This window comes from Amycolatopsis sp. NPDC048633, from assembly GCF_040650695.1.
Classification (GTDB): Bacteria; Actinomycetota; Actinomycetes; order Mycobacteriales; family Pseudonocardiaceae; genus Amycolatopsis.
Window position 1 is genome coordinate 346,502 of record NZ_JBEZHS010000002.1, and the last position, 23,479, is coordinate 369,980.

Annotated in this window: 21 protein-coding genes; 12 read left to right on the forward strand and 9 right to left on the reverse strand. The window is 71.2% G+C overall.

From position 1 onward, the window contains the following. Window positions 1-63 precede the first annotated feature (63 nt). Together AB0C38_RS08130 and AB0C38_RS08135 are read left to right on the forward strand one after the other, a co-directional pair. Entirely contained in the window at window positions 64-1,335 is a 1,272-nt protein-coding gene (locus AB0C38_RS08130) for a cytochrome P450 (protein ID WP_360668453.1), read from the forward strand. Continuing rightward, window positions 1,332-1,976 (forward strand): TetR family transcriptional regulator, encoded by a 645-nt coding sequence (locus AB0C38_RS08135; RefSeq protein ID WP_360668457.1) that lies wholly within the window; start codon window positions 1,332-1,334, stop codon window positions 1,974-1,976. The genes AB0C38_RS08130 and AB0C38_RS08135 overlap by 4 nt, the downstream gene beginning before the upstream one ends. Here the strand turns inward: AB0C38_RS08135 and AB0C38_RS08140 are convergent. Both AB0C38_RS08140 and AB0C38_RS08145 read right to left on the reverse strand, forming a co-directional pair. Beyond that, window positions 1,930-2,553: a VC0807 family protein gene (locus tag AB0C38_RS08140; protein ID WP_360668460.1), complete on the reverse strand. Its 624-nt coding sequence runs from the start codon at window positions 2,551-2,553 to the stop codon at window positions 1,930-1,932. The genes AB0C38_RS08135 and AB0C38_RS08140 overlap by 47 nt on opposite strands. Next, complete coding sequence (locus tag AB0C38_RS08145; RefSeq protein ID WP_360668463.1) at window positions 2,550-3,446, reverse strand: alpha/beta hydrolase; 897 nt, start codon at window positions 3,444-3,446, stop codon at window positions 2,550-2,552. The genes AB0C38_RS08140 and AB0C38_RS08145 overlap by 4 nt, the downstream gene beginning before the upstream one ends. Window positions 3,447-3,533: 87 nt before the next feature. Between AB0C38_RS08145 and AB0C38_RS08150 the strand changes: the two genes are divergently transcribed. Next, window positions 3,534-4,100 (forward strand): TetR/AcrR family transcriptional regulator, encoded by a 567-nt coding sequence (locus AB0C38_RS08150; protein ID WP_360668465.1) that lies wholly within the window; start codon window positions 3,534-3,536, stop codon window positions 4,098-4,100. 17 nt (window positions 4,101-4,117) lie between these two features. On the opposite strand, the gene AB0C38_RS08155 is transcribed toward AB0C38_RS08150, so the two are convergent. Beyond that, the gene (locus tag AB0C38_RS08155) at window positions 4,118-4,789 is read right to left on the reverse strand and encodes an FCD domain-containing protein (protein ID WP_360668468.1); all 672 of its coding nucleotides are present in this window, start codon (window positions 4,787-4,789) and stop codon (window positions 4,118-4,120) included. Between the two features lie 215 nt (window positions 4,790-5,004). Between AB0C38_RS08155 and AB0C38_RS08160 the strand changes: the two genes are divergently transcribed. The 3 genes from AB0C38_RS08160 to AB0C38_RS08170 all read left to right on the forward strand — a co-directional run bounded on the left by AB0C38_RS08160 (window position 5,005) and on the right by AB0C38_RS08170 (window position 10,034). Then, window positions 5,005-6,201, forward strand: a complete 1,197-nt coding sequence (locus AB0C38_RS08160; RefSeq protein WP_360668471.1) for an MFS transporter — start codon at window positions 5,005-5,007, stop codon at window positions 6,199-6,201. A 94-nt stretch (window positions 6,202-6,295) separates the two neighbouring features. Next, window positions 6,296-9,310: a DEAD/DEAH box helicase gene (locus AB0C38_RS08165; RefSeq protein ID WP_360668708.1), complete on the forward strand. Its 3,015-nt coding sequence runs from the start codon at window positions 6,296-6,298 to the stop codon at window positions 9,308-9,310. After that, window positions 9,303-10,034, forward strand: coding sequence for a hypothetical protein (locus AB0C38_RS08170; protein ID WP_360668473.1), 732 nt, complete (start codon window positions 9,303-9,305; stop codon window positions 10,032-10,034). Before AB0C38_RS08165 ends, AB0C38_RS08170 begins: the two co-directional genes overlap by 8 nt. Before the next feature lie 12 nt (window positions 10,035-10,046). Here AB0C38_RS08170 and AB0C38_RS08175 read toward each other — a convergent pair whose 3' ends face one another. After that, entirely contained in the window at window positions 10,047-10,556 is a 510-nt protein-coding gene (locus AB0C38_RS08175; protein WP_360668476.1) for a hypothetical protein, read from the reverse strand. A 115-nt stretch (window positions 10,557-10,671) separates the two neighbouring features. On the opposite strand from AB0C38_RS08175, the gene AB0C38_RS08180 reads away from it, so the two are divergent. From AB0C38_RS08180 to AB0C38_RS08205, 6 genes are all read left to right on the forward strand, one after another. After that, complete coding sequence (locus AB0C38_RS08180; RefSeq protein WP_360668479.1) at window positions 10,672-11,763, forward strand: substrate-binding domain-containing protein; 1,092 nt, start codon at window positions 10,672-10,674, stop codon at window positions 11,761-11,763. A gap of 61 nt (window positions 11,764-11,824) precedes the next feature. Further along, complete coding sequence (locus AB0C38_RS08185) at window positions 11,825-13,111, forward strand: extracellular solute-binding protein (protein WP_360668481.1); 1,287 nt, start codon at window positions 11,825-11,827, stop codon at window positions 13,109-13,111. A gap of 64 nt (window positions 13,112-13,175) precedes the next feature. After that, window positions 13,176-14,123, forward strand: a complete 948-nt coding sequence (locus AB0C38_RS08190; RefSeq protein WP_360668484.1) for a sugar ABC transporter permease — start codon at window positions 13,176-13,178, stop codon at window positions 14,121-14,123. Then, a complete protein-coding gene (locus AB0C38_RS08195) occupies window positions 14,120-14,953 on the forward strand; it encodes a carbohydrate ABC transporter permease (protein WP_360668486.1) in 834 nt (277 codons plus the stop codon). The genes AB0C38_RS08190 and AB0C38_RS08195 overlap by 4 nt, the downstream gene beginning before the upstream one ends. Next, window positions 14,950-15,915, forward strand: coding sequence for a hydroxyacid dehydrogenase (locus AB0C38_RS08200; RefSeq protein ID WP_360668489.1), 966 nt, complete (start codon window positions 14,950-14,952; stop codon window positions 15,913-15,915). The genes AB0C38_RS08195 and AB0C38_RS08200 overlap by 4 nt, the downstream gene beginning before the upstream one ends. Beyond that, window positions 15,912-17,696 (forward strand): DUF2264 domain-containing protein, encoded by a 1,785-nt coding sequence (locus tag AB0C38_RS08205; protein ID WP_360668492.1) that lies wholly within the window; start codon window positions 15,912-15,914, stop codon window positions 17,694-17,696. Before AB0C38_RS08200 ends, AB0C38_RS08205 begins: the two co-directional genes overlap by 4 nt. A 5-nt stretch (window positions 17,697-17,701) precedes the next feature. Here the strand turns inward: AB0C38_RS08205 and AB0C38_RS08210 are convergent, their stop codons facing one another. From AB0C38_RS08210 to AB0C38_RS08230, 5 genes are all read right to left on the reverse strand, one after another. Further along, window positions 17,702-18,703, reverse strand: coding sequence for a LacI family DNA-binding transcriptional regulator (locus AB0C38_RS08210; RefSeq protein ID WP_360668495.1), 1,002 nt, complete (start codon window positions 18,701-18,703; stop codon window positions 17,702-17,704). A 55-nt stretch (window positions 18,704-18,758) separates the two neighbouring features. Further along, the gene (locus AB0C38_RS08215) at window positions 18,759-20,081 is read right to left on the reverse strand and encodes a GH1 family beta-glucosidase (protein ID WP_360668498.1); all 1,323 of its coding nucleotides are present in this window, start codon (window positions 20,079-20,081) and stop codon (window positions 18,759-18,761) included. After that, window positions 20,078-20,899, reverse strand: a complete 822-nt coding sequence (locus AB0C38_RS08220) for a carbohydrate ABC transporter permease (RefSeq protein ID WP_285997258.1) — start codon at window positions 20,897-20,899, stop codon at window positions 20,078-20,080. The genes AB0C38_RS08215 and AB0C38_RS08220 overlap by 4 nt, the downstream gene beginning before the upstream one ends. After that, complete coding sequence (locus AB0C38_RS08225; RefSeq protein WP_360668502.1) at window positions 20,899-21,858, reverse strand: sugar ABC transporter permease; 960 nt, start codon at window positions 21,856-21,858, stop codon at window positions 20,899-20,901. The genes AB0C38_RS08220 and AB0C38_RS08225 overlap by 1 nt, the downstream gene beginning before the upstream one ends. 63 nt (window positions 21,859-21,921) lie before the next feature. Beyond that, window positions 21,922-23,211, reverse strand: a complete 1,290-nt coding sequence (locus AB0C38_RS08230; protein WP_360668505.1) for an extracellular solute-binding protein — start codon at window positions 23,209-23,211, stop codon at window positions 21,922-21,924. Window positions 23,212-23,479: the final 268 nt, after the last annotated feature.

Genomic DNA, 23,479 nt, shown 5'->3' on the forward strand with positions numbered 1-23,479 from the left:
GGGCCGGCCGAGATTAAGACGGATGTCTTGATTAAGTCAACCGTCTTACCTAGGCTGGCCGACATGTCCGACGACCGAGCGCACGCAGGCGACGACCCGGCTGCGGTACTGGCGGGACTGCCGCCCTACCCGTTCCCGAACCCCAGCGCGCTGGAGCCGCCGCCGGAGTGGGAGCGGCTGCGGGCGCGGTGCCCGGTGGCGCGCATCGAACTGGCCAGCGGCGACGAAGCGCTGCTGCTGACCCGTTACGACGACGTCCGGGAGATGCTGTCGGACCCGCGGTTCAGCCGTCAGCTCGACGCCGATGACGCGTCCCGCGTCTCCGACAGTGACGACGGCGGGGTGTTCAGCCGGCCGTCGTCGTCGACCGGCGGCGCGGCGGCAGCGGACGCGGACGAGCCGGAAGCGTCGATGCTCGGCGGTCCCGGGCACCGGCGCTGGCGGCGGCTGGTCGGGAAAGCGTTCACCGTCAAGCGGGTGCAGGCGTTGCGGCCGGCGATGGCGGAGCTGGCCGAGCAGCTGATCACCGACCTGGTCGAGGCCGGTGGGCCCGCCAACATCGGTCCCGCGCTGGGGTTCCCGCTGCCGGTGTTCGTGATCTGCGACCTGCTCGGCGTGCCGCGGGACGACCGGGGCCGCTTCGCGCACTGGTCGGACACGATGCTGAACATGACCCGGTTCACCCAGGACGAGATCGACCGGTCGGGCCGGGAGTTCTCCGAGTACATGACGGAACTGGTCGCCACCAAGCGATCCGCGCCCGGTAACGACCTGCTGAGCGACCTCGCCGCCGACCTGACCGCGACCGAGCTGGTCATGACCGGGCAGGGCCTGCTCATCGCCGGCCACGAAACCACCGCGAACATGATCGGCAAGATGGTCGCGATGCTGCTGGCGGACCGCGAGCACCGCTGGGAGCGGCTGCTGGCCGACCCGTCGCTGGTGCCGTCGGCCGTCGAGGAGGCACTGCGGTTCGACGCCAACCCCGGCTTCGGGATGCCGCGCTACGTCTCGGAAGAGACCGTGGTCGGGGGCACCACCCTGCCGCGCGGCACGACCGTGGTGTGCAGCATGGCCTCGGGCAACCGCGACACCGCCGCGTTCGACGGCGCCGGCGACATGGACCTCGCCCGGCGGCCCAACCCGCACCTGGCCTTCGGCGTCGGCCCGCATTCGTGCGTCGGCCAGCAGCTCGCGCGAGTCGAGCTGCAGACCGTCCTCGAGGTGCTGCTGCGGCGCCTGCCCACGCTGGAGCTCGTCGGGGACGCCACGGACCTGCGTGCCCGGCAAGGTCTGATCGTCGGCGGGATCGACCAGGTCCTGGTGCGGTGGTGACGGGCGGGAGGTCGGCGGCCACCCGGGCCCGGCTGCTGGCGACGGCGGAACGGCTCATCGCCGAGGACGGCGTCGCCCAGGTGTCGAGCCGGCGGCTCGGGCAGGAAGCCGGGCAGGCCAACAACTCCGCGGTCGCCTACCACGTCGGCACCATGGAGGAGGTGATCCTCGCCGTGCTGCGCGAGCACGGTGAGGAGATGGACCGCATCCGGGCCACGATGGTGGACGCGGCCGAAGGGTCGACGGCGTTGCGTGACCACGTGGCCGCGCTGGTGCTGCCCACGACCCTGCACCTCGCGAACTTGGGTGTCCCCAGCTACTACGCCCGCTTCGCCGCCCACGTCGTCAGCGACCCGGTGCTGCGCGGGCCGGCGCTGTCGGTCACGACCTCGACGCCGGTGATGCAGCGCGCGATGCTCGCGGTGGCCGCGCACGCCGGGGATCCCGCCGACCCCGCGATCCTCACCCGTTCGGCGATGGCCCGGCACGCCATCGTCCACACCTGCGCCGAGCGGGAAGCCGAACTGGCCGAGGCGGGGGACCGGTCCGGCATCCCCGGCTGGGCCGAGACCGGCGAAATCCTGGTCGACGGCATCACGGCCCTGCTGACCGCGCCGCCGCCGCGGACTCCGGACCGGTGAGGGCTTGCCGGCGGTTCGCGTACCAGGCGGTCCAGAGCGAGAGCGCGCCGATCGTCGCGAGGAGCAGGACCGTGCTGAGCGCCGCCATGATGTCCGGGGACACCAGGTAGACCAGGGGAACCCGGGCCAGGGCCTCGGCGAGCAGGCCGATGCCCCAGACGGCCGACATGAGCCGGAAGGACGCGGCGAACCCCGGGGCCTCCGCGCAAAGCCGGTCGATGCGGGCGCGCTTGGCCTCGCCGGAACCGGCCCGCACCGCGGTCAAGATCAGCGGCGCCCGGGTGAAGCAGCTGGCGAGCACCACGATCGCGGCGGCTCCGGTGCCGAAGGACTCCTTCACCAGGATGAACCTGATGTCGCCGGTCACCAGGGACAGCGCCAGGCCGATCGCGAGGACCGCGGCGAGCAAGGCGGCGAACCCGTCGAAGGACCGCCGCTTCACCGCGACGAAGACCAGGCGCGCCGCGGCGAACAGGGCGCCGGCCAGCAGGGAAACCTGCTCGCTCTGCCCGGCGAGCCGCAGCCCGTAGTAGGCGGCGAGAGGCAACCCGGCGTCCCAGAGCAGGAGCGCGATCACCGCGGTGCTCCCGGGTCGCGGTCCACTTCGTCGAGGAACGTCAGCACCCGCTCGTTGACCGCGGCGGCGGACTCTCCGGCGATGGCGTGGGTCGCACCGGGCCAGACTTCGACGCGCGCGTCCGGCAGCAGGGCCCGAGCGCGGGTGCCCGCCTTGGCGGCGTCGTGGATCACGCTGTTGCCGGCGATCAGCGCGAGGACGGGAATCCCGATCGAGCGAAGTTGGTCGTCGGTCAGGAGTTCCGGCGTGGGCAGGCCGATGCGGTAGGTGCGCATGCCGGCCTCGATGACCGTGGCGACCGGGTCGTCCGGCGCGACCTCGGCACCGCCGGAGATCCACCGTACGAAGGCCGGTCGTCCCCAGTGACTGACGCCGGGGACCAGCGCGAGAGTGGTGCGGAAGAGCATGGCCACCGGGAGTTCGGCGAAGGTGCGGACCGGGTCGATCAGGGTCAGGGACGCCAGCTCCTTGCCCGCGCGCGCGGCGTAGTTGGCGGCGAGCCACCCACCGAAGGAGTACCCGATGAGGTGAACGGTTTCGTGCCCGAGCGCGTCGAGGATCTCGGTGAGCCAGGCGGCCTGGTCGGCGCCGTCGCGGATCGGTGTGGTCTGGGTGCTGCGGCCCGGCTCGCCGAGCAGGTCGATCGCGTAGACGGGGCCGCGCCGCGACCACGCCGGGAGGTTCGGCTGCCACATGACCGCGGTGCCGGCGCGGCCCGGCAGCAGCACGGCGGGGATCGCCGGTCCCGAGCCGAACCGGTAGACCCGCGCGGTCCCGAAGGCGGTCGGGATGTCGTGCTGGCCGGTCGGCGCCGGGAGGGCGGCGAGCCCGCGTTCGTAGACGGCGTCGTACTCCCTCTCGGCTTGGGGAGAGGCGAATCGGCCCAGCTTCACGTCGGCCCCCTTCGTTTTGCGATACGATCGGATTGTAAAGAAGGTTCGGGAGTTTTGCAATCCGACCGTATTGGAAAGGGTGGGCGGGTGCCGAAGGTCGTCGATCACGAGGAACGCCGGCGACGGATCGCGGAGACCCTCCGCCGCATCGCCGCCGACGAGGGCCTCGAGGCGGTCAGCCTGGGCCAGGTCGCGGCCGCCGCGGGCATCTCCAAGGGGCAGGTCCAGCACTACTTCCCGACCAAGGACGCGATGCTGCGCTACGCGGTGCGGACGCTGCGCGACCAGGTCGAGCGCCAGGTCGTCGCCGGGACCGCGGGCGCGCCTCCCGATCTGCGGGCGGTCTTGGTGGCGCTGCTGCCCCTCGACGCCGAGAGCCGGACGGAAGCGTTGGTGGCCAACGCTTTCGTGTGGCGCGCGTTCAAGGACGACGAGATCGCCGCCTGGTTCCGGACCGGCTATGAACACTTGCGCGCCGCGCTCGCGGCTCTCGTCGAAGCCGAACACAGCCTGTCCGGCCTCGATGCCGCCCGTGAAGCGGACCTGCTTCTCGCACTGACCGGGGGTCTCGCGGACGCGGTCCTCCTCGGCCACCGAAGCGGCGAAGAGGCCATCGAGCTGATCGACCTGCACCTGCGGCGGCTCGCCGGCTGAGGCTTGGCGAACGTGGGTTATCCCAGGGCCGCCTTCAAGGCGGAGAGGTGAGTCCGGCTCGTCTCGGCCGCCTCGCGCGGCTGCCGGTCCGCGATGGCCTGCACGAGAGCCGCGTGCGCGGCCTGGTCGGTCTCCGGTGAGGCGACCGGCTTGAGCTTGAGCATGTCGATCATCGCTGTGCGCACCCGCGGGACGAAGCCGTCGAACAGCTCGAGCAGCACGTCGTTCCGGGCGGCGGTCACGACCGCGCGGTGCAGGACCATGTCGGCGTCGACGTGCTCCTCGGGGGTCTGCCCGGCCACGACCCGCTGAGCCAGGGCCCGGCGCAGGGCGCGCACGTCGGCGGGGGTGCGCCGCTGCGCGGCGAGCGCGGCGGCTTCGGCCTCGATCGCCACGCGGGCTTCGATGACCGACACGATCGACGCCCGCCTCAGCTTCGACTCCCAGTCTTCGACGACGTCGACGGCGGTGACGAAGACGCCGGCCCCTTGCCGGGGATCGAGCACCCCCTTGCCGGCGAGCTCGCGGATCGCCTCGCGCAGCGTCGATCGTCCCACTCCGAGTTGCACCGCGAGGGTCGTCTCGCCCGGGAGCTTGTGTCCCAGCGGCCACTCGCCGGCCTTGATCCGCGAGAGCAGGACTTCGGCGGCCTGGGCGGCGAGGGGGTGCCGCTGGACGGTCTGCGCCATCGACCACTCCTCCAGTTGTCTGAGGTCTCGCCGCCACCCTACTCGAAGCGACAGGCGCGCGGATTCTCGCTTGACACGTCTACTTGTCTGAGGAGTACGGTCGGCGCGGGGGTTGTCGATGATCGAGGAGACGGGTTCATGAGGATCGTTTCGCACGAAATGCGAGCGCCGCGACGATGACGATTCAACGGTCTCGCGGGAAATTCTGGTCGTTGGTGAGCACGCACACCATGAACGACTTCCAGACCGGCGCGGTGGCAGCACTGCTGCCCTATCTCGTGTCCGAGCGCCACTACGACTATGCGGCGGCGGCCGGCATCACCCTGGCCGCGACCTCGCTGTCGAGCATCAGCCAGCCGCTGTTCGGCTACCTCTGCGACCGGTTCTCCCTGCGCCCGCTGCTGCTGATCGGGCTTTTCGTCGCCGCGGCGGGAGTGGCGGCCGCGGGTCTGACGTCGGGAAGCTACTGGCTGACCTGGGTGGTCGTGGCCGTCTCGGGCATCGGCGTCGCCGCCTATCACCCGCCGGCCACGATGGCGGCCAGAGAAGCCGGTGGCGGGACGAACCGGTCGATGAGCGTCTTCTCCGTCGGCGGCAACGTCGGCGTCGCGCTGGCGCCGCTGGCCGTCGGCGTCACCGTCGGAGTGGCCGGCCTGAACGCGACGCCGCTGCTGCTGATCCCCACGATCGCCATCGCCGCGGTCTACCTGCTGGTCCACGCCGCCCGCCGGTCCCCGGCCGGCGTCGCCCCGGCGTCGGCGCACGCCGAGCGGGCCGCGGCGACGGCACCGGCGGCACGCGACGCCTGGGGCCCCTTCGCGTGGCTGATGGTCGTCGTCTCGTTCTGGTCCATCGCCTACATCGGCACCACGTCGTTCGTGGCGCTCCACTCGATCCAGGAGTTCGGTGTCTCCACCGCGACGGCCTCGGTCGCCTTGACCGTGCTGCCCGCCGCCGGCGCCGTGGGCACGCTGACCGGTGGGGTCCTCGCCGACCGGTACGGACGGCGGATCATCATGCGGATCGGCTACTTCCTGGCCGCCCTCGGCGCCGGAGCGATCCTCTTCGCACCGAACGTGGTCGTCGTCATCATCGCCGCCGGCGTCCTGGGCTGGGCGTTGTTCCTCCCCTTCGCCCTGCACGTGACCCTGTCGCACGCCTACCTGCCGCGGCACATCGGGACGGCCAGCGGAATCACCCTCGGGCTGTCCACGACCCTCGGCGGGTTCTTCACCCCGGTCCTGGGCGCGGTGGCCGACCACGCCGGCGTGTCGGTCGTGTTCGCGATCATCGCCGCGGCGCTCGGGCTGGGGCTGGTGTGCTCGCTGTTCGTCCGGGAACGCAGTGACGACGCCCTGGACGAGGTACCCACCCCGAACGCGGACGAACTGTTCGACAAGGCCCTGGACTAGCTGTCCCGCCGGACGGGCCGCGGCGACCCGCGCGCCCGCCGTGCGACGATCTGCGGGGAACCCGGATCGGACGAAGGAGCCCCAGACCTTGCCCATGGTGCACGCCCTGTGGTCTCCGGGCCGGGGTCTGCTGCTCTGGGCAGAGCACGACCGGGGCCCGGCCGGCACGTCGAGTCGTTCGGCGCGGATCGCGCTTCCGCATCCGTTCGCGGTCTCCAGTGCGAGCTTGACCGCGCTGCATCCCGGCAAGCCGACGTCGGTGACGTTGCTGCTGCCGTCGCGGGTGAACCGGCCGCTCGCCTCCTCCGAGGCGGCGGGCGGGCAGCGGCGTGGCCCGGCGCCGTCGTTGCGGCCGTGGTCGGTGCCGGCGTTGGTCGTGGACGCGACCGAGCTGGACGACCTCGACGACTCGGCCTCGTACGGCGCTTCGGTCACCTACCTGCGGTCGGTGGCCCGCCTGGCCGCGGATCTGGTGCGGCGCGGGCGGGTGCTGCCGACGCTGGTCCGCCAGGGCGACGCGGCGGAGGCCCGGTGGCGCCCGGTGCTCCAGGGCGTGGATTTCGTCGCGTTCGACGCACTGGTGGCGGCCATGCCGCCGGTCGGGCGGGCGGAGCAGATCGCGCCGCTCACCGGGGCGTCGCCGCGCGCGCTCGTCACCGATGCACTCCACACCCTGGTCGACGCGGTGGTCCGGGACCGGCTGGCGCGGGCGGATCCGCCCGTCGACGTGCGCGGGAGCAAGGGCGCGGCCGGGGTGTGGCTGTCCGCGTTGCAGGGCGGCGTGGCCCGCGTCGACCTGCCGCTGGGTGAGCTCGGTGTCGTGGCCGACGCCGTCGCGAAGTGGGACGAGGTCGCTGATACCGACGTCGTCGACGGCCGGGCGTGCTTCCGGCTGGCCGAAGTCGGCACCCTGCGTCAGCCGGACGCGGACGATCCCGACGACCAGACCGGTGACGGCACCAAGTGGCAGCTGCAGTTCCTCCTGCGGGCGACGGCCGATCCGAGCCTGCTGCTGTCGGCGGGGCAGATCTGGTCGGGCGAGGCGCACGGGCTGGTCAGGGACCCGAAAGGGCTGTTTGTCGCCGAGCTGGGCCGGGCCGCGCTGGTGGAACCGATGCTGGCGCCGGCGTTGCGCCGGACCCAGCCGTCCGAGTACGACCTGACCGTCGAGGAAGCCGAACGGTTCCTCACCTCGGGCGCGACCCGGCTGGTCGAGGCCGGGTTCGAAGCGCAGCTGCCGGCCACCTGGGACGGCAGGCGCCGGCTCGGGCTGCGGCTGTCCGTCCGCAGCACGCCGTCGGAGCAGGTCGTGGCCCGCAGCCGGGTGGGTCGCGACGAGCTGGCGACGTTCCGCTGGTCGATCGCGGTGGGCGACACCGAAATCGGCGAGGAGGAGCTGGCCAGGCTCGTCGCCGCGAAGACCCCGCTGGTGCGGCTGCGGGGCCGGTGGATCAGCGTCGACGCCGACCGGCTCCGCGCCGGTCTCGAGTTCCTGCGCCGCGACCCGCACCGGCAGCCCCAGCGCCCCACCGCGGCCGAGCTGCTGGAGCTCGTCCACTCCGGGCGGGACGCGCCGCTCCCGGTCACCGGCGTCAGCGCCGGCGGCTGGGTCGGGGACGTCCTGGCCGGGCGGGTCCACCAGGCGCTGCGGCCGGTCGAGCTGCCGCCGTCGTTCCGGGCCACGTTGCGCCCGTATCAGCAGCGGGGGGTCGCCTGGCTGGCTTTCATGTCGGCGCTGGGGCTCGGTGCGTGCCTGGCCGACGACATGGGCCTCGGCAAGACCGTCCAGACGCTGGCGCTCGAAGCCGTCGAGCGGGCAGCCGACGATCGCGGGCCGACGTTGGTGCTGTGCCCGATGTCCCTGGTCGGCATGTGGCAGCGGGAGGCGGCGAACTTCGCCCCGGGCCTGCGGGTCCACGCCCACCACGGCAGCGCCCGCGCGCACGGGGACGTGCTCGCCGAGCAGGTCGCCGCGGCCGACCTCGTCGTCACGACCTACGCCACCGCTGCCCGTGACGCGGAGGAACTGGAGAAGTTTGCCTGGCGACGCCTGGTGCTCGACGAAGCGCACGCCATCAAGAACGCCGACACCGCGACGGCCAAGGCGGTGCGGCGGTTCACGGCCGGGCACCGGCTCGCGCTGACCGGCACCCCGGTGGAAAACCGGCTGGCGGACCTGTGGTCGGTGCTGGACCTGCTCAACCCCGGGCTGCTTGGCAGCCGGTTCGAGTTCCGGCAACGGTTCGCGGCCCCGATCGAGCGCGGCGGCGACACCACCACGGCCGCCGCGCTGCGCCGGCTCACCCAGCCGTACCTGCTGCGCCGGGTGAAGACGGACCCCGCGATCGTCCCCGAGCTCCCGGAAAAGATCGAAATCCGGCAGGAATACCGGCTCACCCGCGAACAGGGCACGCTGTACCGCGCGATCGTCGACGAGATGATGAAGAAGATCGAGAACAGCCAGGGCATCAAGCGCCGGGGCAACATCCTCGCCGCGATCACGAAGCTCAAGCAGGTCTGCAACCACCCCGCGCACCTGCTGCACGACGGTTCCCCGATCGGGCACCGCTCCGGCAAGGTCAGCCGTCTCGAAGAGATCCTGGCGGAAATCCTGGCGTCGGGCGATCGGGTGCTGTGCTTCACGCAGTACACCGAATTCGGCCACCTGCTCGTGCCCCACCTGTCGGACCGGCTCGGCACGGAAGTCGCGTTTTTGCACGGTGGCCTGGCAAAAGGGGCGCGAGACGCGATCGTGGACCGCTTCCAGGCCGGCGACGGGCCGCGGATTCTCCTGCTCTCACTCAAAGCAGGCGGTTCCGGGCTCACGCTGACCGCCGCCAGCCAGGTCCTGCACCTGGACCGCTGGTGGAACCCGGCCGTGGAGAACCAGGCCACCGACCGGGCGTTCCGGATCGGGCAGGGACGTAATGTCCAGGTCCGGAAGTTCGTCTGCCCGGGCACCATCGAGGACCGCATCGACACCCTGATCACCAAGAAGCGCGCGCTCGCGGGCTTGGTCGTCGGCGAGGGCGAAAGCTGGCTCACCGAACTGTCCACGGACGCGCTGCGCGGGGTGCTCGCCCTGGGGGAGGACGCGATCGATGACTGAGCCGCTCCCGTGGTGGTCGACCCGGTTCATCCGGGCGCTGACGGCGATCGGCGTCCTCCTGCCCGCGAAGGGCCAGGGGCGCGTCGTGTCCTTGGCGGTCGGCGCCGGGCGCGTCGACGCCGAAGTGCACGACAGCCGGCCTTACCAGGTGCGCATCGGAATGACGGCGTTCGGGAAATCGGACTGGGCGGCGATCACGCACGCCCTCGCCGCGAAAGCGTCGGCCACGGTCCTGCTGCTCCGCGGCGAGCTGCCCCGTGACGTCGAACAGATCTTCAAGGCGGTCCGGCTGCCGCTGTTACCGTCGTCGGCGCGGGAGGTGTCACTGGACTGCACCTGCCTGGATGCCGAGGTGCCGTGCGGCCACCTGAACGCCGTGTTCTCCGCGCTCGTGGCGCAGGTCGGCGAAGATCCGTTCACCATCCTCGCTCTGCGCGGCCGGAACCGTGAAACGCTGCTGGAGGAGCTGAAGAACCGGCTCATCTCCGCCGAGCCGCTCGATCCCGACGACAGATCTCCGGCCCTGACCGAAGTCATGGACACCTTCTTCGACTGCGGTCCGGCCCCGGGCCTGGGCGGCGCGGCGCCGTTGCACGGGCCGCGAACGCCGTTCGACGCGGTGCTGGACCAGGCCCCGCCGCTGGCGATCACGGCGGGCGGCGAAGACGTTGCCGAGCTGCTCCGGCCGGTTTATCGGGCACTGGCCGGAGAGCACGGCGCTTAGCCGGTCCCGCGGTCACAGGGGGTCGTATTCGTCGCCGTTTTCGCTGAGCACCAGGTAGCGGGGCGACAGTTCGGTCAGGCACCTGCTCAGCGACGCCAGCAGCTCCTCGACGGCGACCTGGTCGAGTTCCAGCTCCGCGCTGACCTCGGCGCGGAGCTGGTCGATCCGCGGCTCGTCCGCCTTCAGCTCGGCGTAAGAAGATTCGAAGGAGGCGCGCATCGCGCTGACGTCAGGCGCGTCCGACACGACGTCGTGCCAGGTCGGCACACCGACGACCAGGCGGATCACGGCGTCCGGGTCGGCGGCGACGATCCCGGCCCCGCCTTCGGAATCGGCGTAGAGCACAGGTCCGTCGTCGCACACGAAGAACGTGCCGCCCGAGGCGTCGCCGGCGACCACGCGCAGCTCGCCGCCCGACGCCAGCCGCACCGGTTCGACGGGGTCGAGGCGGGTGATGTCGAAGTCGAACACGTCCGCCAGCAGTGCGGCGGCGCGGGTGTTGGTGCGGAGGCGATCGAACATGGCGGAACGATAGACCCTGCGCCACCGGGGAAGAGCGGCATGCCGGGACGCTGCCGGCTCGCTACCTGATCGCTATGCTCGCTCAAACGGTCAAACGAGCAGTCAGGGTGGCGTGATGCGGGAGACGGGTGCGGACCGGCGCCAGCGGGTCCTGGCCGTGGTCGAGGCGCGGGGCGAGGTGCGGGTCACCGATCTCGCCGCCGAGCTGGAGGTCTCGGTGATCACCGCGCGCCGGGACGTCGAGGACCTCGCCCGAGCCGGCCGGCTTCGCCGAGGTCACGGTGTTGCGCGGTCGTTGGTGCCGATGCGGCAGGCGCCGGTTCCGGGGGAGCGGGGCACCGGGGTCGTCGCGCTGGTCGTGCCCGAGCGGCACGCCTACCTCAACGAGGTCGTGCACGGCGCCCGCGCCGCGCTGGAGGAGGCCGGCGCGCGGATCGTGCTGCACCCGGCGCCGCAGGTCGCGGGTGCGGAACGGCCGATCGTGGAGCGCGCGCTCGCCGGCGGCGACGTCCGGGGACTGCTGATCGCGCCGCGCTGGCGTACCGTCGAGGCCGAAGCCGCGGACGACGGCTGGCTGGCCGGCGCCGACGTGCCCGTGGTCCTGCTGGAACGCCGTCCTCGCCGGGGAAGTGCTTTGCACGCGCGGGATTCCGTGTGCACGGATCACTGGTTCGGCATGCACCTCGCGGTGACGCACCTGGTGGCGCTCGGGCACCGGCGGCTGGTGCTGGCCGCGCGCGACGACAGTCCGACGGCGCGGGCGTTGCGCGCCGCCTTCGCCGAGATCTGCGCCGCGCGGCCGGAGGTCGAGGACACGGCGGTCGTGCTCAGCGCGCCGGACGCGGGTGTCGGCCCGGCCGCCGACGGGCCGCCGTTGGCCGACGTCGTGCGCGAGCGCGGGACTTCCGGTGTGGTCATGCACGGCGACGTCGACGCCCTGATGCTGGTGCGGCAGCTGGCCGAGGCCGGGATCGCGGTGCCGCGGGACTGTTCGGTCGTGGCCTACGACGACGTCGTCGCCGCGCTGGGGAGCCCGCCGCTGACCGCGGTCGCGCCGGCCAAGGCCGAAGTGGGCCGGCTCGCGGCCGGGCTGCTGCTCGAACGGCTCGGCGCGGAAGCCGGGCCGGCGCGTCGGCTCGCGGTGCTGCCCGAGTTGAAGATCCGGAGTTCGACCCGATCGTTTGACCGAGTTGAACGGAAATATTGACCGAAAAACGTTCAGGTGATCAGACTGTGGGCGTCCCCGAAACGCACCACAGGAGGCGACGATGCCCGCAAGCCGCCGTGCCGTGCTGGCCGCGAGCCTGGCCCTGCCCCTGGCGGCCGCGTGCTCGGCGCCCGGCGGTTCCGGTGGCCCGACGCGGATCACGTTCTGGTCGGCGTTGCGCGGCAGCCAGGAGGTCGTGGACGCGTTCAACCGTACGCAGCACCGAATCCGCGTCGACTTCCAGCAGATCCCGTCCGGCGACCAGGGCGGCTACGCGAAGCTGAGCAACGCGGCCCGCGCCGGCAACGCCCCCGACGTCGCCACGATCGAATACCCGCAGGTGCCCGGTTTCGCGATCGACGGCGTCGCCCGCGACATCACGGACCTGGTGAGCGATCGGCTCCGTGCGAAACTGCTGCCGCAGGCGTTGCGGCTGACGACGTTCGCGGGCCGGGTGTTCACCGTCCCGCTCGACGTCGAGCCGATGGTGCTGCACTACCGCTCGGATCTGTTCCCCGGCCCGATTCCCCGGACGTGGGACGAGTTCGCGGAGGCGGCCCGCCGGATCCGTGACGGCCGCCGCCGGATCGCGGTGTTCCCGACCGACGGCGCCACGCAGTTCGCCGCGTTCGCGTGGCAGGCCGGGGCACGCTGGTTCGACACGTCGGCGGGCGCGTGGAACGTCTCGCTCGCCGACGCCGCGACCCAGCGCGTTTCCGCGTACTGGCAAGGCTTGATCGAGGACGGCCTGGTCTTCACCAACCCGTCGTCGGGCCGGCAGAGCGACGCGCAGATCGGCCAGGGCCTGGTGCCGGCCCGGCTCAGCGGCGCGTGGGACGCGGGCGCGCAGATGAAGGCGCGGCCCGGCCAGAAGGGCAAGTGGGCGATCGCGCCGCTGCCGCAGTGGGACCCTGCCCACCCGGCGGTCGGCACGCACGGCGGCTCGACGTTCGCCGTCACCAAGGACTGCGCGAACCCGGAGGCGGCGATGGAGTTCATCGAGTGGCAGGTCTCCCACCCGGACGCGTTGCGAGCCAGGCTGTCGAGCGGCACGAGCAGCCAGTACCCGGCGGCGCCGGCGCTGGTCGAGGTGGGCGGCCAGGCGTTCGACCGCTCGTACTACGGCGGCCAGGACATCTACCGCCTGTTCGACGAGCAGGCGCGCCTGATCCGCGACGGCTGGGTCTGGGGCCCCCGGATGAGCGCGACGCAGCGGGTGTTGCAGGACGGTTTCGCGCGGGCAGGGGCGGGCCAGGGCACGGTACTGGACGCGGTCCGCGACGCGCAGAAGGCAACGATGCCGGACCTGGTGGCGCTGGGCCTGGCCACGACCGAGCACGAAAGCTGAGGGCGCTTCCGATGCCGACAAGACTTCCGGCTCCCGACCGAACCCCGCTGACCGGAGGTCGTCGATGACCGCCACCCTGACCCGCCCCGCGAACCCGCCCGCCAAGACCGCGACCCCTCGCCGGAGGGACCGGGAACGTTCCGCCGCTGCCGTGCTCATGGCGCCCTTCTTCGTTCTCCTGATCGCCGTCTTTCTCGTGCCCGTCGGGACCGCCGTCTGGCTGAGCTTCTTCGGCGCCGACGAGCCCGGCCTCGGCTTCGGCCCCGAACACAGCGTCTTCGTGGGCCTGCGCAGCTACCTCGCCGTCCTCGGCGATCCGACCTTCCTCAGTGGACTCGGCGTCATCGCCCTCTACTGCCTGATCTACCTGCCGCTGCTGGTCGTCGCATCCCTCGGACTCGCGCTGCTGCTCGACTCCGCCGCCGCGCGGCTCAAGTCGCTCGCGCGGCTCGGGCTCTTCCTGCCACACGCCGTGCCCGGGATCATCGCCGCGATCATCTGGCTCTACCTCTACACGCCCGGCCTCAGCCCGGTCGTCGACGTCCTCGGCAAAGCCGGGCTCACCGTCGACTTCCTCGGGTTCCACGCCGTCCTCCCGGCGATCGTGAACATCGCGCTGTGGAGCAACCTCGGCTACAACGTCGTCATCTTCTACGCCGCCCTGCAAGCCGTGCCGCGCGAAGTGCTCGAAGCCGCGGTGGTCGACGGCGCCGGACCCGTCCGCACCGCCCTGCGCATCAAGACCCCGCTGATCCGTTCGAGCGTCGTGATGGTCGTGCTCTTCACGCTCATCTGGTCCCTGCAGCTGTTCACCGAGCCGATGCTGCTTTCGCAGTCCACGCCGGTGATCACCGCGCGCTTCTCGCCGAGCATGTACATCTACGACGCCGCGTTCACCCGCAACAACTACGGCCTCGCCGCGGCCGCGTCCGTGATCCTCCTCGCCTGCACGATCGCGCTCTCCTACGGCGTGACGCGCTGGACCAACCGCACCCGGGAGGTGAACCCGTGAAGCTGCTCAGCCGCACGGCCGTCAACACCGTCGTCGGGATCTCCGTGCTCTACACGCTCCTGCCGGTGCTGTGGCTCGTCCTCGCGGCCACCAAGAACGGCGACGCGCTCTTCGGCAGCGATCTCCTGTCCTGGAACGGGTTCTCCCCGCTGGACAACCTCAAAGACCTCTTCGCGATGGACAAGGGCATCTACGGCCGCTGGTACGCCAACAGCCTCTTCTACGCCGTCGTCGGCGGCGCGCTCAGCTCGCTGATCAGCATCGCCTGCGGGTACGCCTTCGACAAGTACCGCTTCAAGCACAAGGAAAAGCTCTTCGGCCTGGTGCTCGCGGCGGTGATGGTGCCGCAGACGGTGCTCGCGCTGCCGCTGTACCTGATGGCCTCGGGCACCGGGCTCGTCGGCACGCCGTGGGCGGTGTTCGTGCCGGTGCTGTTCAACCCGTTCGGCGTCTACCTCGGCCGGGTGTTCAGCCAGGGTTACGTCCCGGACGAGGTCCTGGAGGCCGCCCGCATCGACGGCGCCGGCGAGCTGAAGACGTATTTCCGCGTCTCGCTGAGGATGCTCGGCCCCGGCGTGGTCACCGTGTTCCTGTTCCAGCTCACCGCGATCTGGAACAACTTCTTCCTGCCCATGGTGATGCTCTCGGACCAGAAGCTCTACCCGGTCAGCCTCGGCCTCTACACCTGGAACAGCTCGGCCACCGTGTCACCCGAGTACTACCCCGTCGTCATCATGGGCTCGCTGCTGGCCGTACTCCCACTGTTGCTGGCTTTCGTTCTGCTGCAACGCTTCTGGCGCTCCGGCCTCACCGCGGGAGCCGTCAAGTGATCCGCGCCGCCCTCGCGATGAGCCGGGACGCGGCCCACGCCGTCCTCGACGACGAAACGCTGACCAAGCTGCGCGGCCTCGTCGACCTCGCCGATGGGGTGATCGACGACTTCGCGGGCGCCCCGCTGCGGGACGTCGAGCTGCTGGTCACCGGCTGGGGCTGCCCGCCTCTGGACGCCGCCGCGCTCGCCGCTGCCCCGAAGCTGCGGGCGATCGTCCACACCGCCGGGTCGGTCCGCGCGCACGTCACCGACGCCTGCTGGGACCGCGGCATCGAGGTGACGTCGGCGGCCGCGGCCAACGCGGTGCCGGTCGCCGAGTACACCCTCGCCATGATCCTGCTGTCGGGCAAACGCGTGCTCGAACGCGCTCGCGACTACCGGCAAAGCCGCACCCGCGACGACTGGCGCCGGGACGTCGGCAACTACCGGCGGACGGTCGGCATCCTCTCCGCGTCGATGATCGGCCGCCGGGTGATCGAGCTGCTGCGACCCCACGACCTGCGGATACTGGTGCATGATCCGTACGTGACCGACGTCGAGGGAGCCGAGCGGGTGGGCCTGGCCGAGCTGTTCGGACGCAGCGACGTCGTCAGCGTCCACACGCCCCTGCTGCCCGAAACCCGCGGCCTGGTCAGCCGGGAGCTGCTCGGCTTGATGCGTCCCGACGCCGTGCTGATCAACACCGCCCGCGGCGCCGTCGTCGACCAGGACGCCCTCGCCGAGGCCACCGGTGCCGGACGGATCCGCGCGATCCTCGACGTCACCGAGCCCGAGGTCCTGCCGCCGGGGCACCCGCTCTGGGACGACGCCAATGTGCTGATCACCCCGCACCTGGCGGGCTCGCAGGGCAACGAAATGGGCCGGCTGGCCGCGCTGGCCGTCGCCGAGGTCACCCGCTGGGCGGCCGGCGACGGCTTCGCCCACCCCCTGCACCGCGACCGGATGGGACTGATCGCGTGAAGCTACCACCCGAGGATCGCACCCTGAGCCCGCACACCGGCTACACGCGCGACCACTGGGTCGCCGCCGCGGACGGCCTCCTCGCCGCCGCCTGGCGGTGGGCGAGCCCCCGGAGAGCACGGCTCGACCTGCCCGGACCCGCGTCGGCCAGCGGCGTCCGTTCGGACGGTCTCGAAGGCTTCGCCCGGACCTTCCTGGCCGCCGCCTTCCGCGTAGCCGGAGGCGGCGACCCCCACAACTGGCTGGAGCGTTACGCCGAAGGCCTCGACGCGGGCACCCGCACCCCGGGCCGCGACGACGCCGAGTCGTGGCCGCTGATCCTCGGGCACGATGTCGCCGGGCAGCCGATGGTCGAGTCCGCGTCCATCGCACTCGGGCTCCGCCTGACCCGCCCCTGGCTCTGGGACCACCTCGAACCCGACACACAAGACCGCGTCGAAGAGTGGCTGCGCGGGGCGCTACGGCACACCCCGGCGCCGAACAACTGGTACCTGTTCCCGTTCACCGTCGCCGGCTTCCTCGACGACGTCGGCCGCGGCGACGCCGAGACCGCGCAGGCCCGAGACCGCGCGCTCGGACTCCTGGAGGGCTGGTACCGCGGCGACGGCTGGTACGCCGACGGCGACGGCCGCGCGTTCGACTACTACAACGGCTGGGCCCTCCACCTCTACCCGGTCCTGGACGCCCACCTCGCCGGGAAGCCGACGCACCACGGCGACCGGCTGAGCGAGCACCTGGACACCCTGAAACTGTGGTTCGGCAGCGACGGCGCACCACTCCACTTCGGACGGTCCCTGACCTACCGCTTCGCCGCCGTGTCGGCGATCGGCCTCGGCGCGGTCACCGGCGACACCCCACTGCGTCCCGGCGTGTCCCGACGCCTGCTCAGCGGCGCGCTCAAGTACTTCCTCGACCGCGGCGCCGTCGACGACCACGGAATCCTGAGCCTCGGCTGGCACGGCCCGCACGCGCCGACCACGCAGTTCTACTCGGGACCGGGCTCGCCGTACTGGGCGTCCAAGGCGTTCGTCTGCCTGCTCGCCCCGGAAGATCATCCACTGTGGACGTCCACTGAGGAGTCGGAAGACGCGGACACGATCCGCGCTGAGCCCGCAGCGGGCTTCCTGCTGCAGAAGGTGGACGGCGTCGTCCGGCTGCACAACCACGGCAGCGACCACCTGAGGCCCCACGAAGCCGAATCAGCGGCCGGCCACGACCCGCACTACGGCCGGTTCGCCTACTCCACCCACACCGGCCCCACCGCGAAGGACAACGCCGCCGACAACCACTTCGCCGTCGTCGTCGGGGGAGTGCGCAGCGTCCGCCGCCGGATCCACCCCCTCGGCGCGGGCCAGGGAGACGGCTGGGGCTGGGCCGCGTCCTGGCACCGGCCGATCTTCCAGACGGCGGCGGTCCCCGGGTTGCGCGTGGAAAGCGTCACCGTGGCGCGCGGGCACGACGAGGTGCGCGTCCACCGCGTGCTCGGCGCCCCGCCGGGAGCGAGCGCCGAGCAGACCGGCTGGGCCGCGGACTCCGTGCTGAAACCGCTCATCGGCTGGACCGGGCAGGACGAGGTCCGCGCGCCGCACGGCACCGCGTACACCCCCTGGGTGACCTTGGCCCGGCTCACCGGCCCCGCCGAGGGCACGGCGATCTTCGTCGCCCACGCGGTGCTCGGAGCCGGGGGAGCGGAGGTCACCGCCGACGGCACGGAGATCCGCTGGCCCGACGGCTTCACCGTCCGGATCCGCTTCGATCCCCTCGAGGTGACGGCCGGATGACCGGCTCAGGCGGACTCGCGGACCACCAGCTCGGTCGGCAGGATCAGCGACGTCGGCTTCTCACCGTCGATCAGCCGGACCAGCATCCGCGTCATCTCGCGGCCGAGCGCCTCGATGGGCTGGCGGACGGTGGTCAGCGCGGGGTGGGTGTGCTGCGCGGTGACGATGTCGTTGAACCCGACCACCGCGACGTCCTCCGGCACCGAAAGCCCCCGTTCGCGCAGGACCCTCAGCGCCCCGGCCGCCATCGCGTCCGAGGCGACGAACACCGAGTCCAGGTCGGGGTGCTCGTCGAGGAGCCGCGCCATCCCCTCGACACCGCTGGCCTCGCTGAAGTCGCCGTGCGTGACGCGGTGATCGGGCAGCGCGGCGAGCGCCAGGGCCTCCCGGTACCCCAGGTACCGGTTGACGCCGGCGTGCTGGTCGGTCTGGCCGGTGATCGTCGCGATCCGTTGCCGTCCCAGGGAAACCAGGTACTCGACCGCCTGCCGCGCGCCGCCGCGGTTGTCGGCGTCGACGTAGTGCTGGGGCGTGCGGTCAAGCGAACGGCCGCCGTGCACGACCGGCACCTGGCCCTCGTCGGCGATCTTCGACAGCGGGTCGTTCTCCCGCAGCGCCAGCAGCATGACGCCGTCGGCGGCGCGCGACTGCAGGATCCGCGTCAGCCGCGAGCGGCCGCGTTCGGAGGCGGCGAGCACCAGCATCAGCTGGAGGTCGGTCTCCTCGATGACGGCGTTGACCCCGGCGATCACCTCGGCGAAGAACTGGTTGGCGAACAGGGCCGGGTCGTCGCTGGAGATGGCCAGCACGACGGCGCCGCGGCGGGCGGTGGCCAGCGACCGGGCGGCCGTGTTCGGCACGTACCCGAGCTCTTCGATCGCCCGCTGCACCGCTTCGCGCGACTTCTGGCTGACGTGCGGGGCGTTGTTGATCACCCGGGACACGGTGCCCGTGGACACCCCGGCCAGGCGCGCCACTTCCTCGAGCGTCGACGGCCGGTTGCTCATCGTGCTCGCCTCCCCCAGATTGATCGGACGGTCAGCTTAACAAGCCTGTAAGCGCTCACAGTCCCTGCCGGGCGATGACGCCGGCGTACCAGCGGGCACTGTCCTTCAGGGTGCGCTCCTGCGTCTCGTAGTCGACGTGCACCAGCCCGAAGCGCTGCGCGTACCCGTAGGACCATTCGAAGTTGTCGAGCAGCGACCACGCGAAATACCCCTCGAGCGGCACACCCCGGTCGATCGCGGCCGCGCAGGCCCGCAGATGACCGTCCAGATAGGCGACTCGCGCCCGGTCGTGCACGGGCTCGTCGAAGGCCGCGCCGTTTTCCGTGACGTACAGCGGGATGGCCGGATAGTCCCGGTTCAGCCGCGTCAACAGCGACAGCAGCCCGCCCGCGTCGATCTCCCAGCCGATCGACGTCCGGGGCCGCCCGCCGTCGACCTGCGTGACCCGGTCCGAGCCGACGTACGCGGACGGCCGCGGCGCACCACCACCGGCGACGAGCATGGGGGAGTAGTAGTTGACGCCGAGGAAATCGAGCGGCGCCGAGATGGTCTTCAGGTCACCCGGGAGCACGTGGTCGAACGACGTCACCCCGGCCAGGTCCGCCTGCATGTCGGCGGGGTATTCGCCGAGCAGCACCGGGTCGAGGAACAGCCGGTTCTGCATACCGTCGATCCGCCGGGCCGCGTCGAGGTCGGGTTCGGCGCGGGACGCGGGGGAGACGTGCGTCAGGTTCAGCGTGAGGCCCACCGTGCTGTCCGGCATGGCCTCCGCGGCCAGGCCGTGGGCCAGCAGCAGGTGGTGGGCGGCGCGCACCGCGGCCGCGGGCTCCCGCCGGCCCGGCGCGTGCCGCCCGGTGGCGTACCCGAGGAACGCCGAGCACCACGGCTCGTTCAGCGTCGTCCAGTGGTGGACGCGGTCGGCGAGCGCGTCGCGCACGATCGCCGCGTAGTCGGCGAACCGCTGCGCGGTGTCGCGGTTCGGCCAGCCCCCGGCGTCTTCGAGAGGCTGGGGCAGGTCCCAGTGGTAGAGCGTCGGCCACGGCTGGATGCCCTGCTCCAGCAGCGTGTCGGCCAGTCGCCGGTAGAAGTCGAGGCCGCGCTGCTCGACCGCGCCGGACCCGGCCGGCTGGATCCGCGGCCAGGCGACCGAGAACCGGTAGGCGCCGAGGCCGAGGTCCTTCATGAGCGCGACGTCGTCGCGGTAGCGGTGGTAGTGGTCGGCGGCGACGTCGCCGGTGTCGCCGCGGTCGACCTTGCCCGGAGTCGCGGCGAAGGTGTCCCAGATGGACGGTCCGCGTCCGTCCTCGGCCGTCGCGCCCTCGATCTGGTAGCTCGACGTCGCCGCGCCCCAGAGAAAACCGGGTTCGAACGTGCTCACGCCTTGACCGCTCCTTCCATGATGCCGCCGATGATCTGCTTGCCGAAGGCCAGGAAGACCAGCAGCAGCGGGACGCAGGCGACGAGCGCGCCCGCGAACATCAGCGTGTAGTCGGTGTAGTAGCTCGTGGACAGCTGGTTGAGGGAGAACTGCACGGTCGGGTTGTCGTTCTCCAGCACCGCGATCGGCCAGAGGAACTCGTTCCAGGTGCTCATGAACGTGAACAGGGCGAGCACCGACGCGCCCGGCCGCAGCGCGGGCAGCACGACCGTGAGGTAGATCCGGAACGTCGAGCAGCCGTCGATGCGGGCGGCCTCGATCAGCTCGTCCGGCACCGAGCGCTCGGCGTACTGCCGCATCATGAACACGCCGAACGCGGAGACGAGGAACGGCACGATGACGGCCTGCAGCCGGTTCTGCCAGCCCAGCTGCACCATGATCATGTACAGCGGGATGATGCCCATCTGCACCGGGATCATCATCGTGCCGAGGATGACCACCAGCAGCCCGTTGCGGCCGCGGAAGCGCAGTTTGGCGAAGGCGAACCCGGCCAGGGTGCTGAAGAAGACGACGGAGACGGTGACGACGACCGACGCGATCGCCGAGTTCACCATGCCCAGCAGGAAGTTCGCGTCCTCGGCGGAGAACAGCCGGCCGATGTTGCCGAACAGGTTGCCGCCGGGCAGGAGCGGCGGCGGCCAGTCGCCGACGATGTCGTTGGTCCGGGTGGCCACCACGAACAGCCAGTACAGCGGGAACGCCGAGAGCGCGATCCCGGCCAGCAGCGTGACGTAGACCAGGGGTGAGGTCTTCCGCATCACTTCGACGACCTCCGGGTGATGAGGAAGTTGATGACCGCGAGGATGGTGATGAGCAGGAAGATCATCCACGCGATGGCCGAGCCGTAGCCGAGGTCGGCGTCGCGGAAGGCCTTCTCGAACATGTACATCGAGACCGTCTGGAACTGGCGCAGCGAGCCGCCGGAGATGGCGTAGGTGCCCTGCCCGAAGATCAGCGGCTCGGTGAACAGCTGCATGCCGGCGATGGTCGACATGATCACCGTGAACACGATCGCCGGGCGGATCATCGGCACCGTGATGCTGCGGAACTGGCGGATCTTGGACGCGCCGTCCACGGTGGCCGCTTCGTAGAGCTCACGCGGGATCGACTGCATCGCGGCCAGGTAGATCAGCGAGTTGTAGCCGGTCCAGCGCCAGTCGACCATGGTCGAGATGGCGATCCAGGACGACCACTTGTCGGCGCGCCAGTCGATCGGGGTGACGCCGACCAGGTGCAGCAGGCCGTTGACCATGCCCGCGTCGCGGTCGAAGATCTGGCTGAACACGATGCCGACCGCGGCCACCGACGTGACGATCGGCAGCAGCACGCCCATCCGCAGCAGCAGCCGGGCCCGCAGCTGCTGGTTCAGCAGTGCGGCGACGACCAGCGCGAGCAGCAGCTGCGGCACGGTGGCCAGCACCAGCATGCCGAGGGTGTTGCCGACGGCGTTCCAGAAGTCGGGGTCGCCGAAGAGGGTGGCGTAGTTGTCGAGGCCGATGAACCCGCCGTCCCCGCCCAGGTCCCAGTTGTGCAAGGAGACCCACGCCGTGTAGAGCAGCGGGAACAGGCCGAAGACCGCGAAGATGAGGAAGAACGGGGCGATGTACAGGTACGGCGAGGCCTTGAGGTCCCACCGGGACAGCAGGCTGCCGCGTTCCCGCGGGCGCGGCGGCGCCGGGGGTTTCGCGGCCGCGCGGGGCCGTTGCTGGGTGACCAACTGGGTGTCCTTAATGGAGGCCGGACGGGACGCGCGGGCTGAGCGCGCGCCCCGCCCGGCGGCCTACTTGACCAGGCGCCGGGCTTCGTCGATGGCTTTCGCCCACGCCTCGGCGGGCTGGAGCTTGCCCTGTTCGACGGCGAGCAGCGCGTTGGTGAACCGGTCGCCGATGGCGACGTTCGCCGGGCCGAGGTACACCGGCTTCACGGCTTTCGCGCTGGCGCCGAAGATCTTCCCGACCGGCGCGTTGCCGAAGTAGGCGTTGGTCAGCCCCTGGACGACCGGGTCGTCGATGGCCTGCGGCGACGACGGGAAGTTGCCCTTCGCTCCGAACGCGCCGATCTGGCCCTTCGCGCTGGTCAGGAACTTCACCAGCTCGACGGCCTGGTCCTGGTGCTTGCTCTGCTTCGGGACACCGAGGAACGAGCCGCCGCGCACCGCGCCGTTGCCCGGCACCTTGGCGACGTCCCACTTGTCGGCGTTCTCCGGGCCGGCCTGCTTCTGGATGGTCGCGAGCATCCACGACGGGCACGCGATGGTGGCGAACGTGCCCTTCTTGAATCCGGCGTTCCACTGCGGGCTGTACTGGTCGAGGTTCGCCGACAGCCCGGCCTGGATCATCCCGACGGCCTGGTCGTAGGCGCTGCGCACCGCGGGGTTGCTGTCCGCGACGAAGGTGTTGGCCTTGTCGTAGTACGTGTGATCACCCTGCTGCATCAGGATGTTCTGGTACATGCCGCTGGAGGAGTCGTAGAACTTCGCGCCGGTGTTCGCGGTGAGAAAGCGCTTTCCCGTAGCCAGGTAGGCGTCCCAGGTCGGCCACAGAGCACCGACCTGGTCGCGGTCGACCGGCAGGCCGGCCTTCTGGAACAGGTCCTTGCGGTAGCACATCCCCTGGGCGCCGATGTCGGTGCCGAGCCCGATCAGCGTCTTCCCGTCCGAGGTCAGGGCCTGGTTCCACTTCCAGTCGAGGTAGTCCGGCTTGAGGGAGTCCGCGCCCTTGGCCAGGAGGTTGACGAACTTGTCCGGCTTCGCGATGTACTGGCTGATGATGCCCTCTTCGAGCGCGACGACGTCGCCGGCTCCGGATCCCGCGGTCATCCACTGCTGGAGCTTGGGTGTGTAATCACCCAGCTTCCCGATGTTCTCTTCCTTGATCGTCACGCCCGGGTGGCTCGCCTCGTACTGCTTGTACAGGGCGTCGTAGCCGAACTGGCTGAACGTCTTCACCACAAGGGTGACCGGGCCGGACGCGCTCTGCTGATCGTCGCTCGCGCCGCCGCAGGCCGCGGCGGCGGCGAGGGTGGCGGCCATGGCGGTGGCCAGCAGTGTCCGCCTGAGTCTGGCAGGCATGAAATCCTCCACTTGCGAGGCCGTTTCCGGAACCGCTAACAGCCCGAACGGCCTACATCACGACTTTGTGAAAACACCTTCACCTGCTGCGACGCTGCGGCTGTGCCGGTGGAACGCTGGCTGGCTTGCGCCAGAATTGGAAGCGCTTACAGAACTGTAACCCGGAGTCGGCGCGGTTGTGAAGAGGCAGCTGTCAAGAGCCCGGGACAGTTGACACACCGGCCGTCCGGGGCGCACCATCCCGCACTGACGCTGTGGCGTGCCGGTC